This is a genomic window from Burkholderia sp. MSMB1072 (assembly GCF_001524725.1).
Taxonomy (GTDB): domain Bacteria; phylum Pseudomonadota; class Gammaproteobacteria; order Burkholderiales; family Burkholderiaceae; genus Burkholderia.
In genome coordinates, this window is the sequence record NZ_LOYC01000009.1 from 298,091 (window position 1) to 316,050 (window position 17,960).

A 17,960-nucleotide genomic window follows, 5' to 3' on the forward strand; every position below is an offset into this window, starting at 1 on the left:
GAACGAAGGCCCTGAGCGACGATTAGGCCCCCGGCGATCCACTTTCCGCTCACCCGTAGCGCCCCCACGCTTTCGATCATGCTGAAAAAATTACAGCGCGCGTTCGTTGGTAGCGAATTCGACGGCATCGCATGAGGCTGCCGCGCCGTCGACGCAGGCCGCTCGCGCGAGCGTCGAAGCGCGACAAGCGCCGCTGCCGGCGTGCGGGCAGGACCGTGATTTGCTCGCGCGACAGCCCGGCATGTTCGCCCAAACGGCGTATGTTTTTTCTCGGACGCCATCGGGCACCGCCGAGCGACGAAATGTACCGCCCCTTCGCTTCAGCCATCAGATGCACGACAGTCAACGCCTTTCCCCGTCGGACACGATTCGCGAGTCGAGCACGATCGTCGTCGGCCGCGTCGTTCATCCGGGACGGGAAAGGCAATTCGATCGATGGGCGCGCGAGATCGACGCGGCAGCGCGGCGTTACCCGGGGCATCTCGGAAACGTTCGCCTGAACGATTCAAGCGGCATCAACTATCTGGTTTATCGTTTCGACTCGCCGGAGCACCTGCATGCGTGGGAGGCCTCCGGGGAACGGCGAAAGCTGGTTGCGAAGGGCGACGAGATATCGGACGAACATCGCGACGCCGCCGTCGGCATGGATGCGTGGTTCGCGATTGCCGGCAAGCCCGCTGCACCGAAGTGGAAGACGTTTCTCGTGACGTGGCTGGCGGTTTATCCGGTCCTGCTGTCGATCACCTTCCTTCTGAACGCGCTCCTTCCCGCGCTGGAGCGTCCTGTCCAACTCGCGCTCAGCTCCGCACTCCTGACTTCGTCGCTGACGTGGATCATCATGCCGCTCCTCACGAGGCAACTTCGGCCATGGCTGCTCCGCGGCGTGAAGCAGGTCGACAGGCTGAGCGACCGGCAACGTAACGGATGACGACTCATGCAGAATGAACGATCGATGTCAGGGATGCCGGCGGCCGGCTTGCCGGCCGGTTTCCATCGGCGATTCAGCCGGCGCTACGCGCAGGTCGACGACGTGCGTCTCCATTACGTGACCGGCGGGCCGGACGACGGCGAGATGGTGATCCTGCTGCATGGCTGGCCGCAAACCTGGTACACGTGGCGTCACGTGATGCCGGTGCTGGCGGAAGAGGGGTATCGCGTCGTCGCGGTCGATTACCGCGGCGCGGGCGAATCGGACAAGCCGCTCGGCGGCTACGACAAGGCCTCGATGGCAGGCGACATCCGGGCGCTCGTCCGCCAGTTGGGCGCGACGCGCATTCACCTCGTCGGCCGCGACATCGGCGTGATGGTTGCCTACGCGTACGCCGCGCAATGGCCTGCCGAGATCGCGAAGCTTGCGATGCTCGACGTTCCGGTGCCGGGCACGCGAATCTGGGACGAAGCGAAGGCCCGTGCCGATCCGCAGATCTGGCATTTCGGCTTGCATCAGCAGCGCGATATCGCCGAAATGCTGATTGCGGGCAAGGAGCACGCGTACATCCTCGATTTCTACAAGAAGAGAACCCACGTCCCACTGTCGGACGACGATATCGCCGTCTACGCCGCCGCTTATGCGGCGCCAGGCGCGCTACGCGCCGGATTCGAACTCTATCGCGCGTTTGCACAGGACGAGACGCAGTTCAAGGCGTTCATGAAGCACAAGCTCCCGATGCCGGTGCTGGCGCTCGCCGGCGACAAGAGCAACGGCGCCAAGGAACTCGACATGGCGAGGGAACTGGCGCTGGACGTGCGTGGAGCCGTTGCGCCGAACACCGGTCATTGGCTGCCGGACGAGAATCCGGCCTTCCTGACGCGCCAATTGATCGACTTCTTCAGGGAAGCGGCGCCCGGCCGCTGAAGGCAGGCGCGCTTCGCGCCATCGGCGCGCCCACGCTGGTGTTTGGTTGCCGCGCGTGTGGCGCGATCGTACTTGTCCGGCTGCCGTGCAAAGGGCGGCTGTCCCGATCCAGCGGATGCCCCGAGACGCTCGGTGAAATCTGCGGACATGACCCGATAGGGGATTCCGGCGTTTCGATGCCGCACCGCGCCACGCCGTAACGAGCGGGGCCGGCTTCGTTCATCTTCCCCTGAGAAATTCTCGACATTATAGAAATAATGTCAAACTGAAACCGGCCGATGATTGGATATTTAACGGTTTACGTTATATTATCGACGAAATTCCTCGATAGAACCCGCCATGTCCGATCTCGTCGTCGATGAACCTCGCCTGACCGCCGAAATCGAGCGCCTCAAGGCCGACTTCCCGAAAACGCGCGAGCTGTACCGCGAAGTCTGCGCGCTGTTGTTCTTCCGCTTCGGCATCACGCCGACGGCGAACCGCCTGTACCAGCTCGTTCGCAAGGGCAGCATGAGCACGCCGACGGCCGTTCTCGGCGAGTTCTGGGCCGAACTGCGGGAAAAAAGCCGCGTGCGCATCGAGCATCCGGACCTGCCGGCCGATCTGCAGGCGGCGGCCGGTGAACTCGTCGCGGCACTGTGGAACCGGTCGAGCACCGCCGCGGCAGCGGCCCTCGACGCGCTGCGCGCGGAAGTCGAAGCGCAGCGAGCCACGGCGCAAACGGAAGTCGCGACGTTGCAGGCCGAACTGGCCCGCACCGAAACCGCGCTGGAGCAACGCACGGCCGCGCTGCTGGCCGCGCAGGTCCGCATTCAGGAGCTGGAGCAGGCGAGGGCGGCCGACGATGCCTCCCGGCAAGCGCTGCAAGCCGATATCGAACGCCTGACGGCCGACAACGCGGAGGGCGATCGTGCGCTCGCCGAGGCCCGTGCGGATTTCACCACCCAGCTCGACCGGTTGCGCGACGACGCCGGCCGCGCCGAGGAACGCCTGCGCGCATCGGAGAAGCGGGCGCTTCAGGAAATCGATCGCGAGCGGCTCGCCGCCGCGCGATTGCAAAAGGAACTCGACGCGGCGACATCGCGCGCGGAACAACGCGATGCGCAGCAGCGGAAAGAAGTGGCCGCGCTACAGGCGCAACTCGGCGACGCGCTGCATCGCTGCGGCGTGCTTCAAGGGCAGCTCGATGGCGCACTGGCGACCGAGGCGGCGCGCGGCAACGAACTCGATGCGTTGAGGCGCGAGATGGCGGCACTGTTGCGGCGGCCGCCGTTGCGCGGGGTCAAGAGTGCCCCGGCCGCCGAACGGAGCGAGCGTCGGGCGCGCATGAGAAAGCGCGCCGACGAAGCGCCGCGCTGACGGCGCAACCGAGTCGCCGCGATGTCGTGCCACGCGTGTACGCCCCGGGCAGGCGAGAAGCGCGCCGGCCAGGCATTGGGCCCGTGGCGGGGATCGGGTAAAGTGCCGCTCAACATGCCGGTTCGACATTACTAGACGACCGGTCTAATCGTTGCTACCATACGCCATCATGAATGCATCTTCAGGCGCCGAAGTCCGCCAGCACATCCTGAATATCGCGAAGCCGATCATGCTCCACAAGGGGTTCTCGGCGGTCGGTCTGAACGAGATTCTCGCCGCGGCGGGCATCCCGAAGGGCTCGTTCTACCATTATTTCGGCTCGAAAGAGGCATTCGGCGAAGCGCTGCTCGAATCGTATTTCGAAGGCTATCTCGCGCATCTCGACAACCTGCTCAAGCAGCAGGCCGGCACCGGCGCCGAGCGCCTGATGACGTACTGGGGCAACTGGCTGCACACGCAATGCGCGGACGATCCGGAAGGCAAGTGCCTCGCGGTGAAGCTCGGTGCGGAAGTGTCGGATCTGTCGGAAGCGATGCGCACGGTGCTGCGGCGCGGCACCAGCCAGATCATCGAGCGGCTCGCGGGCGGCATCGAGGCCGGCCTCGCCGACGGTTCGCTGAGCGGCGTCGACGATCCGTCGTACACGGCCGCGATCCTGTACGAGCTGTGGCTGGGCGCGACGCTGCTGGAAAAGATTCACCGCAACCGCAAACCGCTCGAAAGGGCGATGGCCGAAACGCGGCGCATGCTGAACCTGCCGCCTGCCGCGCCACGCAACGGGGCGCAGTCGTAATCCGGGCGCGCTTGGGCGCGCCTTGTTTTTGCCCTGATTCTAGACGACTGGTCTACTCAATCATTCATGACGAATGCCTCACACCGCGTTACGCTGTCCCGATCGTTCCAATCGCCTGCCTGCGATCGCACCGGCTCGACCGCCGACGCCGCCGCAGGCGCGCCCTTTCCGCTGGTCCATCCCTGATCCGAGCGTGCGCACGCAGCACGTTCATTCCCGTTGACGGAGGCTCACATGCCGCAAAGCAAAACCGCAAACCGCCAGATCGTCCTGAATTCGCGCCCGGTCGGCGCACCGACGCCGGACAACTTCCGCGCCGAAACCGGCGACGTGCCGGTGCCTGGCCCCGGCCAGGTACTGCTGCGCACCGTCTGGTTGTCGCTCGACCCGTACATGCGCGGCCGGATGAGCGACGCGCCGTCCTATGCGCCGCCGGCCGAGCTGGGCCAGCCGATGGTCGGCGGCACGGTCAGCCGCGTGGTGGCGTCGAACCTGCCGGCGTTTCGCGAAGGCGATCTCGTCGTGGCCGGCGCCGGCTGGCAGGACTATGCGCTGTCCGACGGGCGCGACCTGATCCCGCTCGGCCGCGACTTCGCGCACCCGTCGTACGCGCTCGGCGTGCTGGGCATGCCGGGCTTCACCGCGTACACCGGGCTGCTGACGATCGGCGAACCGAAGGCCGGCGAAACCGTGGTCGTCGCGGCCGCGAGTGGCGCGGTCGGCGCGGTGGTCGGACAGATCGCGAAGCTGAAGGGTTGCCGCGTGGTCGGCGTCGCGGGCGGCGCCGACAAGTGCGCGTACGTGACCGGCACGCTCGGCTTCGACGCGTGCGTCGACCATCGCGATCCGGCGTTTGCCGCCAAGCTGAAGGACGCGTGCCCGAACGGCATCGACGTTTATTTCGAAAACGTCGGCGGCGCCGTGTTCGACGCGGTGTGGCCGCTGCTGAACGACCATGCGCGCGTGCCCGTCTGCGGAATCATCGCGCATTACAACGACGCGGCATACGACGACAAGGCCGTGTCGACCGGCCGCGACCGCGTGCCGGCGCTGATGGGCGCGATCCTGCGCAAGCGCATCCGCGTGCAGGGTTTCATCATTCTCGATCACTATGCAACCGGCTATGCGCCGTTCCTGAAGGACATGAGCGAGTGGGTCGCGCAAGGCAAGGTGAAGACGCTCGAGGACGTCGTTCCCGATCTCGCCGACGCGCCGCAAGCGCTGATCGGCCTGCTCGCCGGCAAGAATTTCGGCAAGGTCGTCGTGCGGGTCGGCCCGGACGAACTGGTCTGATCCCCGCTCGGCGATAGACCACCGCTGCACGCTGGCGTCGCGAGACGCCGGCTTGTGGCATGCTCGTTTCCGTTTTCAAAGGAGTGAAAAAAAATGGCGCTTCACGTGATTGCTTCGCTGTTCCTGAAACCCGAACACGCGCAGGCCGCCGAGGCCGAACTGCGCAGCATGGTCGCCAAGACGCGCACCGAACCGGGCAACCGGCGCTATGACCTGTTCCGCGAGCAGGACGGTTCGCCGAACCTGCATCTGTACGAAATCTACGACGACCAGGCGGCGTTCGACGCACACCTCGCGAGCCCGTATTTCGGCGAATTCCGTACGAAGTCGGCCGACTGGTTCACCGCACCGCCGGTCATCAAGGTGCTGTCGGGCATCGACGTGGCCGAGTAACGACGCAAGCATGCAACACCACCGCCGCGGCTCGCCCGCACCCGGGCCGCGCGGCAGCCGTTGCGCACGACGCAATGGCGACGACGACCCCACGGCGCAGCACGCCCCGTTCGCGCCGCTTCCCCAATACAACGGCCCCGGAGGCTGAATGATCACCCTCAACATCAACGGCGAAACCCGCTCGGTCGACGCCCCCGACGACATGCCCTTGCTCTGGGTGTTGCGCGACGTCGTCGGCCTCACCGGCACCAAGTTCGGCTGCGGGATCGCGCAATGCGGCGCGTGCACCGTGCATCTCGACGGCGTTGCCGCGCGTTCGTGCGTGCTGCCGGTCGCGGCCGTCGCGGGCCGCAAGATCACGACGATCGAAGCCGTCGGCGCAACGCCGGCCGGCCACAAGGTCCAGCAGGCGTGGCGCGAGCTCGACGTCGTCCAGTGCGGCTACTGCCAGTCGGGGCAGGTGATGGCCGCCACCGCGCTGATCGCGGCGAACCCGAATCCGAGCGATGCCGACATCGATGCGGCCATGGCCGGCAACATCTGCCGCTGCGGCACGTATCACCGGATTCGCGCGGCCGTCAAACAAGCCGCGAAGGAGGCCTGACATGTCACGTGGACTGATCGAAGCAGGTCGGGCCGGCGCGGGCGTGTCGCGCCGCGGGTTTCTCAAACTTGGGATGTCGCTCGGCGCGGCGGCCGGCGGCGGCTTGCTGCTCGGCTTCAGCCTGCCGGCGGCGGGCGACGATGCGCGCCGCTCGGTGATCGGCGGCGATGCAGCCGAACCCGCTGCGCCCGGCGTGTTCGCACCGAACGCATTCGTGCAGATCGACCGCGCCGGCAAGGTCACGCTCGTGATGCCGAAGGTCGAGATGGGGCAGGGTGTCTATACGGCGCTGCCGATGCTGATCGCGGAAGAACTCGAAGTGCCGCTGTCGAGCGTGACGCTCGATCATGCGCCGCCGAACGAGAAGCTGTTCCTCGACCCGCTGCTCGGCGGCCAGCTCACCGGCGGCTCGACGTCGGTGCGCTACGCGTGGGAACCGCTGCGCCGCGCGGGCGCCACGGCGCGCACGCTGCTGGTCGCGGCGGCCGCGAAGCAATGGAACGTCGATCCGGCCAGTTGCCGCGCGGCGAACGGCGAAGTGCAGCATGCGCAGAGCGGCCGGCGCGCATCGTACGGCCAGTTGGCCGACGCCGCGGCGAAGCTGCCGGTGCCGAAGGACGTCGTGCTGAAACAGCCGGCGGATTTCAAGCTGATCGGCACGCCCGCGAAGCGCCTCGATTCGCCGGAGAAGGTCGACGGCACCGCGCAGTTCGGGCTCGACGTGCGCGTGCCCGGCATGCTGTACGCGGTGATCGTGAACAGCCCGGTGTTCGGCGGCACGGTCGCGAGCGTCGACGACACGGCCGCGAGGAAGATCCCCGGCGTGCGCCAGGTCGTGCGCGTCGACAACGCGGTCGCGGTGGTCGGCGATCACACGTGGGCCGCGAAGCGCGGCGCATCGGCGCTCGTCGTGAAGTGGAACGAAGGCGCGGACGCAAAGGTGTCGACGAAGGATCTTTTCGCGGATCTCGCGCATGCGGCGGCGAACGGCAAGGGCGCGGTCGCGCGCAAGGAAGGCGACGTCGGCAAGGCGTTCGCGAACGCGAAGACGCGCGTCGACGCCGTCTACGAACAGCCGTTGCTCGCCCACGCGACGATGGAGCCCGTGAACTGCACGGTGCACGTGCGCGGCGACGGCTGCGAGATCTGGGTCGGCACGCAGGTGCCGACCCGCGTGCGCGACACGGCGCAGCAACTGACCGGGCTGGCGCCGGACAAGATCGTCGTGCACAACCATCTGCTCGGCGGCGGGTTCGGCCGGCGGCTCGAAACCGACATGGTCGGCCAGGCCGTGAAGGTCGGCAAACAGGTCGCGGCGCCGGTGAAGGTGATCTGGACGCGCGAGGAAGACGTCCAGCACGACATGTACCGGCCGTGCTACTACGACACGATCTCGGCCGGCCTCGACGCGAACGGCAAGCCGATCGCGTGGCAGCACCGGATCGTCGGCTCGTCGATTCTCGCGCGCTTCGCGCCGCCCGCGGTCAAGGACGGCGTCGATCCCGACGCGGTCGAGGTCGCGGCCGAGCTGCCGTACGACCTGCCGAACCAGCTCGTCGACTACGTCCGCCAGGAGCCGCGCCACGTGCCGACCGCGTTCTGGCGCGGCGTCGGGCCCACGCGCAGCACGTTCGTCGTCGAGAGCTTCATCGACGAACTGGCCGCGCAGACCAAGACCGACCCGGTGCAGTACCGCCGCGCACTGCTCGACAAGGCGCCGCGCGCGCGCAACGTGCTCGACGTCGCGACGAAGGCGGCCGGCTGGGGCGCGTCGCTGCCGAAGGGGCAAGGGCGCGGCGTGTCGGTCATGCACGCGTTCGGCAGCTTCTTTTCGATCGTCATCGACGTGGCGGTGGATGGCGGCGAGGTGCAGGTCAAGCGCGTCGTGTGCGCGGTCGACTGCGGCATGTACGTGAATCCGAACACGATCGAGGCGCAAGTGCAGGGCGGCATCATCTTCGGGATCACGGGCGCGCTGTACGGCGAGATCACGATCGAGGACGGCCGCGTCGTGCAGACCAACTTTACCGACTACCGGGTGATGCGAATCAACGAGACGCCGCCGATCGAAGTCCATCTGGTGAAGAGCGGCGAAGCGCCGGGCGGGATCGGCGAGCCGGGCACGGCCGCGACCGCGGCGGCGTTGTCGAACGCGATCTTCGCGGCCACTGGCACGCGGCTGCGCAAGCTGCCGGTCGGCAACCAGCTGAAAACGGCCTGAGGGGAGGGGACGACCATGCGACATCTCACCCTGAACCCGAGCCTGAATGCGCTCCGCGCCTCGTTGCTCGCGCTGTCCGCACTGGCGGTCGGCACGGTCGCGCATGCCGCGCAGACGGCGCCCGCCGACAGCGCGCTCGTCGCGCGCGGTGCGTATCTCGCGAAAGCCGGCGACTGCGTCGCGTGCCACACCGCGCCACGCGGCACGCCGTTCGCCGGCGGCCTGAAGATGGTCACGCCGATGGGCGCGATCTACACGACCAACATCACGCCCGATCCGGAGACGGGCATCGGCGGCTATACCGAAGCCGATTTCGCCGGCGCGTTGCGCAAGGGCGTCGCGAAGGACGGTCACAACCTGTATCCGGCGATGCCGTATCCGTCGTACGCGAAGCTGAAGGACGACGACGTGAAGGCGCTGTATGCGTACTTCATGCACGGCGTCGAACCGGTGAAGCAGGCGAACCGGCCGTCCGACATTCCGTGGCCGCTCAACATGCGCTGGCCGCTCGCGTTGTGGAACATGGTGTTCCTCGACACGACGCCCTACGCGGACAAGCCGGCGAAGGACGCGATGTGGAACCGCGGCGCGTATCTCGTGCAGGGGCTCGGACACTGCGGTTCGTGCCACACGCCGCGCGGCGTCGGCTTCCAGGAGAAGGCGCTCGACGAAAGCGGCGCGGCGTTCCTGTCGGGCGCCTCGATCGACAACTGGTTCGCATCGAACCTGACCGGCGAGCACAATACGGGGCTCGGCCGCTGGAACGAGGCCGACGTCGCGCAGTTCCTGAAGACCGGCGCGAACCAGCACGCGACCGCGTTCGGCTCGATGGTGAGCGTGATCAACCACAGCACGCAGGAACTGACCGACGACGATCTGGCCGCGATCTCGCGCTACCTGAAATCGCTGCCGGCGGCAGGCGGCACGGGCGCGCCGCCGTACCGCTACGATCCGAAGGCGACGCAGGCCGCGCTGGGCCGACCGGCAACCGATCCGGGCGCGAAGGTGTATAACGCTTACTGCCTGCACTGCCACGGCGTGGACGGGCGCGGCTATGCGCCGCTGCTTGCGCCGCTCGCCGGCAATCCGAACGTGCTGGAGGCCGATGCGTCGTCGCTGATCAACGTGACGCTGAACGGCAGCGACACGCTCGTGATCGGCGGCGTGCCGTCCGCCTATCCGATGCCGGCATTCTCGAACCAGTTGAACGACCGGCAGATCGCCGACGTGCTGACGTTCATGCGCGCCGGCTGGAACAACGGCGCGCCGGCGGTGCAGGCGGCGGACGTCGCGAAACTCCGCAAGGCGACGGCGGCCGCGCACTGAGCGCGGCACGCTGCGCAACGATGGCGGGCCGCCGTGCCTGCCGCCCATGCCGCCCGGTGCGTGCCTGCCCCGGCGGCGTGGCTTTTTCTGTCAACCGGCGCGCGGCCGTTCGCGGCAGCGCGCGTTTTATCGACGCAATGTAGGGGTGTCTGGATGGCTAACGTGACTTATACGGATACGCAACTGCTGATCGACGGCGAGTGGGTCGACGCCGCGAGCGGCAAGACGATCGACGTCGTGAACCCGGCGACCGGCAAGCCGATCGGCAAGGTGGCCCACGCGGGCATCGCCGATCTCGACCGTGCGCTCGCCGCCGCGCAGCGCGGCTTCGAAGCGTGGCGCAAGGTGCCCGCTCACGAGCGCGCGGCGACGATGCGCAAGGCGGCCGCGCTGGTGCGCGAACGCGCGGACACGATCGCGCAGTTGATGACGCAGGAGCAGGGCAAGCCGCTCACCGAAGCGCGCGTCGAAGTGCTGTCGGCGGCCGACATCATCGAATGGTTCGCGGACGAGGGCCGCCGCGTGTACGGCCGGATCGTGCCGCCGCGCAACCTCGGTGCGCAGCAGACGGTCGTGAAGGAGCCGGTCGGCCCGGTCGCGGCGTTCACGCCGTGGAATTTCCCGGTCAACCAGGTGGTGCGCAAGCTGAGCGCGGCGCTCGCGACCGGCTGTTCGTTCCTCGTGAAGGCGCCGGAAGAAACCCCGGCATCGCCGGCCGCGCTGCTGCGCGCGTTCGTCGACGCAGGCGTGCCGGCCGGCGTGATCGGCCTCGTGTACGGCGATCCGGCCGAAATCTCGTCGTACCTGATTCCGCACCCGGTGATCCGCAAGGTCACGTTCACGGGTTCGACGCCGGTCGGCAAGCAGTTGGCCGCGCTCGCGGGCCAGCACATGAAGCGCGCAACGATGGAACTGGGCGGCCACGCGCCGGTGATCGTCGCCGAGGATGCGGACGTCGCGCTCGCGGTGAAGGCCGCCGGCGGTGCGAAGTTCCGCAACGCGGGGCAGGTCTGCATTTCGCCGACGCGTTTCCTCGTGCACAACAGCATCCGCGACGAATTCACGCGCGCGCTGGTCAAGCATGCGGAAGGGCTGAAGGTCGGCAACGGCCTCGACGAAGGCACGACGCTCGGCGCGCTCGCGAACCCGCGACGGCTGACCGCGATGGCGTCGGTCGTGGACAACGCGCGCAAGGTCGGTGCGAGCATCGAGACCGGCGGCGAGCGCATCGGCGCGGAAGGCAACTTCTTCGCTCCGACCGTGATCGCGAACGTGCCGCTCGAAGCGGACGTGTTCAACAACGAGCCATTCGGCCCAGTCGCGGCGATTCGCGGCTTCGACAAGCTCGAGGATGCGATCGCCGAGGCGAACCGTCTGCCGTTCGGGCTGGCAGGCTACGCGTTCACGCGCTCGTTCGCGAACGTGCATCTGCTGACGCAGCGCCTCGAGGTCGGAATGCTGTGGATCAACCAGCCCGCGACGCCGTGGCCGGAAATGCCGTTCGGTGGCGTGAAGGATTCGGGCTACGGGTCGGAGGGCGGGCCGGAAGCGCTGGAGCCGTATCTCGTCACGAAGTCGGTGACCGTGATGGCGGTTTGACGACAGGTCGAGCATCGCGAGGCCGCCGCTTCCGAGTAGGGGGCGGCGGCTTTTTTTCGGGCGCGTCGACCGACGGCGAACCTCAGCGGATCGGCAGAATGCCCTCGAAGACACTTTTCACTGCGTTCTGCTGGTCGGGGTTCAGATCTCCGTAGCTGGGCGGAACCTCGCCGCATTCGGCGACCTTCGCGATTTTGACCTTTTCTTTCGCGACTGCCCACTCGCCGGACAGATGGCCTTCGAATCTCATGCCGAAGGGGCTATTGGCGCCTGCCGCCTGGCCCCAGCCGTTCACCATCATGGTTTCCTGCGCGCCGCCCCACGCGAGCGGGTGCTTGCCGTCCTGCGACTCGCGACGGTTCTGGCAGGAGTCGGCATTCGGCACGCAGTGGCCCCCGATGATTTGCTCCGGCGTGGCTTTCTTCAGGTCGGCCAGGTCCAGCAGCATGTAGTTCTCGAGATTGACGAGATAGTCGCGATTGCTTTCGGCGATCAGGATCGCCGCCATCGCGTTGCCGAGCGCCTGATCGTTCGCGGCGGCTCCGCTCAGGCCGCCCGCGTAAACCGTCTTCATCGCTTTGAGCAGTTCCGCCGACGTCCTGTCTTTGGCGGCCCTGGCAAACATCGTCGGGTAGTCGCTGGCGAAACACGTGCTCGGGTTCCCGTTCGCTCGGCCCCAGAAGTGAATGTAGTTCGAGTATTGTCCGCCTCCGCACTGGCGATAATAAATGGCCTCGTTCATCGAGAAGAACTGGCTCCGGCCTTCTGCACCAGCGCATTGATAGGCCGCGAGACGCAGGAACTTCAACGGGCTCACGACGTTGCCGAAGTAGTTGCGCTTGTCGGGACCGGCTGCAGGAAGGTGATCGTTCGCCCCGTCGCAACGTTTCGGGTCGGGCGGGGGCGCTTCCGGTCTCAGCGGCATATGCTCGGCAGTGTCGACTTTCGCGTTCGCGACCCTGAGCGCGGCTTCGCGCAACACATCCGACGTGACGTAGAGCGGCCCTCCGCGCATGGCGACGGCATAGCAGGCGGTCGCCCCTTGCGCCTGCGCGGCGAAAGAAAGTGCGGCGGCAAACGAACATGCGGCGATCCCCAAGGTGCCGCCGATACGGTGACAATCGATATCCATGAACGGGCTCCGGTGATTTCGTGGATGGGAAAGGGTCCGCGAGCGGGCATGCATCAACGACGAGCCGGCGCACGCAGATGGCTTATGGGCCGACAGCGCTGCCCGACGTCGCGGGATGAAGGACACAGAAGGAAGGACGCTCGGGACGAGCCGTTGTGAGCCGCCCGGGGAACCGAGGGGTGCCGGGCTTAGTCACGCATCGGACTGGCTGGATGGATCAAGCAGTTCTTGCAATGGGACAGGAAGTGACACACTTAATGAGCCAAGATACTCAATTTTACATAACGTGAATTATCGATAGTTTTGGTTGTACTGGCTAGATTGAAATGTCCGCTTTGGGGTTGCCCAAGCTGTCCGGCCGGCGGATACGCAGCGCCCGACGCGACAATAGCCGCAGCGCACGGCCAACGTTTCTACGACGACGCATCCGGGACGACCGCGATCGCTTCCACCTCGATCAGCGCGTCCGGCGAATACAGGGCGGAGACTTCGACGAGACTTTCCGCCGGATACGGCGCGGAAAACCATTCGCGACGGACGTCGACCATTCTGTCGAGGTACGACATCGACTTCAGGAAGATCGTCGTCTTGACGACATGGTTCATGCCCGAACCGGCCGCTTTCAATGCACGCTCCAGATTGCCGAATGCGCGTCTGGCCTGGCGATCGAAGTCTCCGGGCCCTTCGATTTCGCCGTCGTCGCCAATGGCAGGCTGCCCCGAAACGAAGACGAAACCGCCTACCCGAATTGCTTGAGATAATGCAAACGGCGCATAGGGATCGGGATTCGTGTGCACCTGTTCGATTTTCATGGAAGGCTCTCCGTCGAGTTCCGGGTGATTGTCAGGGATCGGAGTATCGATGGAGCTTTCGAGCGCAACAAATGGTCAATTCTCACCTTACAGATGAGCTTTTCTAACCCATGCGCAAACTGCCTCCGTTGAGCGCGCTACGTGCATTCGAAGCCGCGGCCCGGCGCGCCGGCTTTAAAGCGGCGGCTGAAGAACTCAACGTCACCCCTACCGCCATCAGCCACCAGATACGTCAACTCGAAGAATGGCTCGACGTCAAACTGTTCGAGCGCCAGACGCGCGGCGTCCGGCTGACGGAAAACGGCAAGGCGCTGTTCCCGGTTCTTCGTGACGGCTTCGACAGCTTCGAGCGCGCAATCGAGGCAGCGCGAAACATCGACGAAACCAAGGTTGCAACGCTCACGTCCACGGTGGCATTCACCGCGAAATGCCTCGCGGCTCGAGCAGGCGGATTTCGTGCCGCGTATCCCGATTGGACCCTTCGGCTCGACGCCACCAATGCCATCGTGGACCTCGACCAGTCCGCGCATGCGTCGATCCGTTACGGTTCGGGCTACTATCCCGGGCTCATGTCGGAACCGCTTTTCAGGGACCGGTTTACCCCGGTGTGTCGTCCGCATTTGTCGATCGCACACGAAAAAGACCTGCAGCGCGCGACGCTGATTCACTTCGATTGGGGTCCCTCCGTCCGCGACGATCCACGCGCAATTACATGGGCACGCTGGCTGGAGGCAGCCAAAATACGCGGCACCGATCCGAACGATGGCCTCCGATTCAACGACGAAGTCCATGCAATGCAGGCGACCCTTGCCGGACAGGGAATCGGCCTGATAAGCCTGACCCTGGTCTCCGACGAATTGGCCAACGGCACCTTGGTGCGGCCGTTCGACCTGGCGCTGGATAGCTTCCAGTACGATCTCGTTTACAGCCCTCGCTCCGCGACGAGACAGGCAACCGAAATATTGCGAGACTGGGTGCTTCGGGAATTTGCCGGGCATCGGTGTGCGGAAGCCGCCGAAACAAACGCAGGCGTGCTGCCCACTCCGGCGCCAGCCTTCGATACGACGTAATCGTTATCGAGAAATAGTCCTCCGTTGAGCGCCCTGCTTCAACACGGAACCCGACCGCCCACACCGTTGCCCATCATCGTGCACCAGCGCTGCGTGTCTTGTTGCAGCGACGGATACGGCAACCCGGTCCTCGGATCGATCGAGTTCAGCGGATTCGGCCTCGGGAGGTGGTTTGCCGCGTGCATCGCGGCGTTCTCCGCCATCTGGCGGCGATCAATTTCGTTCAAGACCGGGCACCGAATGCGCGATAGGATCGAGCCACACCCACACCCCCACCGGAGGGCACCATGGCGATTCACGAAGTCTTTCCGTATCTGCGCGCCAAACGCGCGGAGGACGCCATCGCGTTCTATGCGAAGGCATTCGGCGCGCAAGAGAAATTTCGGCTCGTCGAGCCGTCGGGGCGCATCGGTCACGCGGAATTGCAACTCGGGCCGTGCACGCTGATGATCTCGGACGAGTTCCCGGAATACGATCTCTTCGCCCTCGATCCGGACGGCAACGCGCCGATGGCGCTCCATCTTCATGTCGACGATGCCGATGCGACGATCGCCGCCGCCGTCGCTGCCGGCGCGCGCGTGACGCGTGCGCTCCAGGACCAGTTCTACGGCGAGCGTTCGGGCAGGATCCGCGATCCGTTCGGTTACGATTGGCTGATCGGGCATACGATCGAAGCGGTCGAACCCGACGAAATGCAGCGGCGTTACACGGCGCTGATGTCCGGCGATCAGTAAGCAATCCGGACGGCATACCCGGAGCGATCCCCTGACCTGACACGCGGCATGCAGTATGGCTGGCGCGGCGCGCACCGGGCCGCGCTGCCAATCGCCCGCCGCTAGCGCTCGGCACACCCTCGCGCGATGGCGCGCCGACTCGCACGCACCGCCACGCACGCCCCCTCCCCGACCGCCTCCCCGCAGCCGACGCATCGCGATTCCGAGCGATTCCGCAGAGGACCTTTCCTGTGCGACGCCTTAATCGGCCGCCGAAAGATTCCAATAATGGCCGCCCGATCCATCGGCCGCCAGGCCGGTCCAACAACAACAAACGCCTATGCCCTTCTCCCAAACGAACCAGCACGCCGGCGCACGCGTCGCGGGGACCGTCATTGCCGCCTGCCTGACCGGCTTCGTGCCGGATCTCGCGCTTGCCCAGAGCAGCGTGACGCTGTACGGCCTGATCGACACGTCGATCACCTACTCGACCAACCAGCGCACGCGCGGTGCCGGCTCGCCCGGCGGCGGCGGCGTCGCGATGACGAGCGGCGCACTGAACGCGTCGCGCTGGGGGCTGCGCGGCCGCGAGGATCTCGGCGGCGGAATGGCCGCGGTCTTCGCGCTCGAAAACGGCTTCTCGGGCACCACCGGCAAGCTGTCGCAGAAAGGCGTCGCCCTGTTCGGCCGCCAGGCATGGATCGGGCTGAGTTCGCAGACGGCCGGCACGCTGTCGTTCGGCCGCCAGTACGACCTGATCCTCGATTTCGTGACGCCGCTCGGTGCGTCCGGCCCCGGCTGGGGCGGCAACCTCGCGGTCCACCCGTACGACAACGACGATTCGAACCGCAACCTGCGCATCAACCACGCGGTGAAGTACACGAGCCCGACGGTTCGCGGGCTGAGGTTCGGCGCGATGGTCGGGTTCTCGAACATGGCCGGCCAGTTCTCCAACAACGCGGTGTGGAGCACGGGGGTGTCGTATGCGAACGGGCCGCTGAAGCTCGGCGCCGGCTACCTGAAGATCAGCCGGGACCGCAATGCGCCGAACCCGGACGGCGCGCTCAGCACGGTCGACGGCTCGGCGACGATCACGGGCGGCAATCAGCAGATCTGGGCGATGGCCGGGCGTTATGCGTTCGGGCCGCACTCGGTCGGCGCCGCGTGGTCGCATTCGACCACCGACGGCGTGACGGGCGTGCTCCAGGGCGGCAACATCGTGCCGCTGAAGGGCGAATCGCTGGTGTTCGACAACGTCACGATCGACGGACGCTATTTCGTCACGCGTGCGCTGAGCGTCGCCGCCGCGTACACATATACGATGGGCCGCTTCGACACCCGCACGGGCCAGACGCGCCCAAAATGGAACCAGATCGTCGCGCAGGCCGACTATGCGCTGTCGAAGCGCACGGATGCGTATCTCGAAGGCACGTACCAGAGCGTGAGCGGCGGCAACGGCCATCCGGCGTTCAACGCGACCGTCTGGACCTTGACCCCTTCCGCGAACGGCAATCAGGCCGTCGTCGCGCTGGGGCTGCGGCACAAATTCTGACGAGGCCGCGAGCGCTGCGGCGTCACGCGGACGACCGACGGCATCCGGCAAGTGCTCCCCGCATCACCCGCTCCCCCGTCGCCGCCACCGACAAGGCCGCGCCCCGTGCGCGGCTTTTTTCGCAGTGGCATGCGACGCATGCCGCACACCGCTCGCGGCAGCAAGAATGCCGCCCGGCTGTCGCATTTGCGCAAAAAATGCGGAGAAACTGGGCACGTTGTGACATTTTTCCTAATCTATTTGCAGCGACGCCGCGATCCGGCGTTCCGGTCGCAACATTCTTTCATCTGGCGCACCATCGGCTTACGAGCCCGCATCACGGCAACGGAGCCGGACCTTTCGCGCCACGGCGGCCGGACGGCTGCGTGCGGATGACACGCGCCCCGCTTTCAACGCAGTCAACCGCTGGAGAAACGAACGATGAGCAAAATGAACCGAATTGCGGTCCTGGCAACTTTCGTACTGCTGGCCGGTTGTCACAACGCGGCGAAAACGCCCGAGAATGCCGGCGCGGCGCCGACGCCATCGAGCGAAGCCGTCGCGACGGTGACGGCCGACGATCTGAACAATCCGAACAGCCCGCTCGCCAAGCGCAGCATCTACTTCGATTTCGACCAGTACTCGGTGAAGCCCGAATTCCAGTCGTTGCTGCAGGCGCACGCCGACTACCTGCGCAGCCACCCGGCGCGGCGCGTGCTGATCCAGGGCAACACCGACGAGCGCGGCACGTCCGAATACAACCTGGCGCTCGGCCAGCGCCGCTCGCAGGCCGTGATGAGCGCACTTGAAACGCTCGGCGTGCCGGCCACGCAACTCGAGGCGGTCAGCCTCGGCAAGGAAAAGCCGGTCGCGCTCGGCCACGACGAGGAAGCGTGGGCGCAGAACCGCCGCGCCGATCTCGTCTATCGTTGATCCACGCGCCGCCGCCGCGGCGATACGTAAAAAGCATGGAATAACCGCTTCGCCGAAACGTCTTCTCATCGCGCAGACGCGCGGTTCACGCGAGCCGCCTTTCCTGGCGCCTGCGCGCTGCAAGGAGATTGCAATGAAATCGGTAACGTTGGTTGCGGCGCTGATCGCGGCGCTGGTGCTCGTGCTGTCTGCGGGCTGTACGTCGTCGGGCAGCGGCATGCCGCAAGGACCGGGCATGAGCCGGTATGGCGGCTCGGGCGGAAGCGGAGGCGGAGGCGGCGGTTACTGACGCGCCGCGGCAAGGAAAACGGGGCGGCGCATCGCGC

17 protein-coding genes are annotated in these 17,960 nt (G+C 66.3%); 15 read left to right on the forward strand and 2 right to left on the reverse strand.

The features are described from left to right. The first annotated feature begins 106 nt into the window (after positions 1-106). From WS89_RS03400 to WS89_RS03445, 10 genes are all read left to right on the forward strand, one after another. A complete protein-coding gene (locus WS89_RS03400; protein ID WP_257128110.1) occupies positions 107-928 on the forward strand; it encodes a hypothetical protein in 822 nt (273 codons plus the stop codon). 6 nt (positions 929-934) lie between these two features. Further along, positions 935-1,855, forward strand: a complete 921-nt coding sequence (locus WS89_RS03405; protein ID WP_059789493.1) for an alpha/beta fold hydrolase — start codon at positions 935-937, stop codon at positions 1,853-1,855. A gap of 339 nt (positions 1,856-2,194) precedes the next feature. Beyond that, positions 2,195-3,214, forward strand: a complete 1,020-nt coding sequence (locus WS89_RS03410) for a DNA-binding protein (protein WP_059789494.1) — start codon at positions 2,195-2,197, stop codon at positions 3,212-3,214. A 169-nt stretch (positions 3,215-3,383) separates the two neighbouring features. Then, entirely contained in the window at positions 3,384-4,007 is a 624-nt protein-coding gene (locus tag WS89_RS03415) for a TetR/AcrR family transcriptional regulator (RefSeq protein WP_059789495.1), read from the forward strand. Positions 4,008-4,241: 234 nt separating this feature from the next. Beyond that, on the forward strand, positions 4,242-5,300 hold the full coding sequence (locus WS89_RS03420; protein ID WP_059789496.1) for an NADP-dependent oxidoreductase: 1,059 nt from the start codon (positions 4,242-4,244) through the stop codon (positions 5,298-5,300). A gap of 93 nt (positions 5,301-5,393) precedes the next feature. After that, a complete protein-coding gene (locus WS89_RS03425) occupies positions 5,394-5,693 on the forward strand; it encodes a putative quinol monooxygenase (protein WP_006482784.1) in 300 nt (99 codons plus the stop codon). Between the two features lie 148 nt (positions 5,694-5,841). Then, positions 5,842-6,297 (forward strand): (2Fe-2S)-binding protein, encoded by a 456-nt coding sequence (locus WS89_RS03430; RefSeq protein WP_059505285.1) that lies wholly within the window; start codon positions 5,842-5,844, stop codon positions 6,295-6,297. A gap of 1 nt (position 6,298) precedes the next feature. Further along, positions 6,299-8,518: a xanthine dehydrogenase family protein molybdopterin-binding subunit gene (locus tag WS89_RS03435; protein ID WP_059789497.1), complete on the forward strand. Its 2,220-nt coding sequence runs from the start codon at positions 6,299-6,301 to the stop codon at positions 8,516-8,518. Positions 8,519-8,533: 15 nt separating this feature from the next. Next, complete coding sequence (locus tag WS89_RS03440) at positions 8,534-9,844, forward strand: cytochrome c (protein WP_059789498.1); 1,311 nt, start codon at positions 8,534-8,536, stop codon at positions 9,842-9,844. Positions 9,845-9,997: 153 nt separating this feature from the next. After that, complete coding sequence (locus tag WS89_RS03445; protein WP_059505291.1) at positions 9,998-11,443, forward strand: NAD-dependent succinate-semialdehyde dehydrogenase; 1,446 nt, start codon at positions 9,998-10,000, stop codon at positions 11,441-11,443. Between the two features lie 82 nt (positions 11,444-11,525). Here the strand turns inward: WS89_RS03445 and WS89_RS03450 are convergent, their stop codons facing one another. Together WS89_RS03450 and WS89_RS03455 are read right to left on the reverse strand one after the other, a co-directional pair. Further along, positions 11,526-12,575: a hypothetical protein gene (locus WS89_RS03450; RefSeq protein ID WP_059789499.1), complete on the reverse strand. Its 1,050-nt coding sequence runs from the start codon at positions 12,573-12,575 to the stop codon at positions 11,526-11,528. Positions 12,576-12,988: 413 nt separating this feature from the next. Further along, on the reverse strand, positions 12,989-13,387 hold the full coding sequence (locus WS89_RS03455; RefSeq protein ID WP_059789500.1) for a RidA family protein: 399 nt from the start codon (positions 13,385-13,387) through the stop codon (positions 12,989-12,991). Positions 13,388-13,497: 110 nt separating this feature from the next. Between WS89_RS03455 and WS89_RS03460 the strand changes: the two genes are divergently transcribed. The 5 genes from WS89_RS03460 (at position 13,498) to WS89_RS34150 (ending at position 17,923) form a co-directional block, all read left to right on the forward strand. Beyond that, positions 13,498-14,457 carry a LysR substrate-binding domain-containing protein gene (locus WS89_RS03460; protein ID WP_059789501.1) on the forward strand — a complete coding sequence of 320 codons (960 nt, stop codon included), beginning with the start codon at positions 13,498-13,500 and terminating at the stop codon, positions 14,455-14,457. Positions 14,458-14,744: 287 nt separating this feature from the next. Next, positions 14,745-15,191 (forward strand): VOC family protein, encoded by a 447-nt coding sequence (locus WS89_RS03465; protein WP_059789502.1) that lies wholly within the window; start codon positions 14,745-14,747, stop codon positions 15,189-15,191. Positions 15,192-15,510: 319 nt separating this feature from the next. After that, the gene (locus tag WS89_RS03470) at positions 15,511-16,722 is read left to right on the forward strand and encodes a porin (protein ID WP_059789503.1); all 1,212 of its coding nucleotides are present in this window, start codon (positions 15,511-15,513) and stop codon (positions 16,720-16,722) included. A gap of 420 nt (positions 16,723-17,142) precedes the next feature. Beyond that, on the forward strand, positions 17,143-17,634 hold the full coding sequence (gene pal / locus WS89_RS03475; protein WP_034206187.1) for a peptidoglycan-associated lipoprotein Pal: 492 nt from the start codon (positions 17,143-17,145) through the stop codon (positions 17,632-17,634). A 133-nt stretch (positions 17,635-17,767) separates the two neighbouring features. Next, the gene (locus tag WS89_RS34150; protein ID WP_179949838.1) at positions 17,768-17,923 is read left to right on the forward strand and encodes a hypothetical protein; all 156 of its coding nucleotides are present in this window, start codon (positions 17,768-17,770) and stop codon (positions 17,921-17,923) included. Positions 17,924-17,960: the final 37 nt, after the last annotated feature.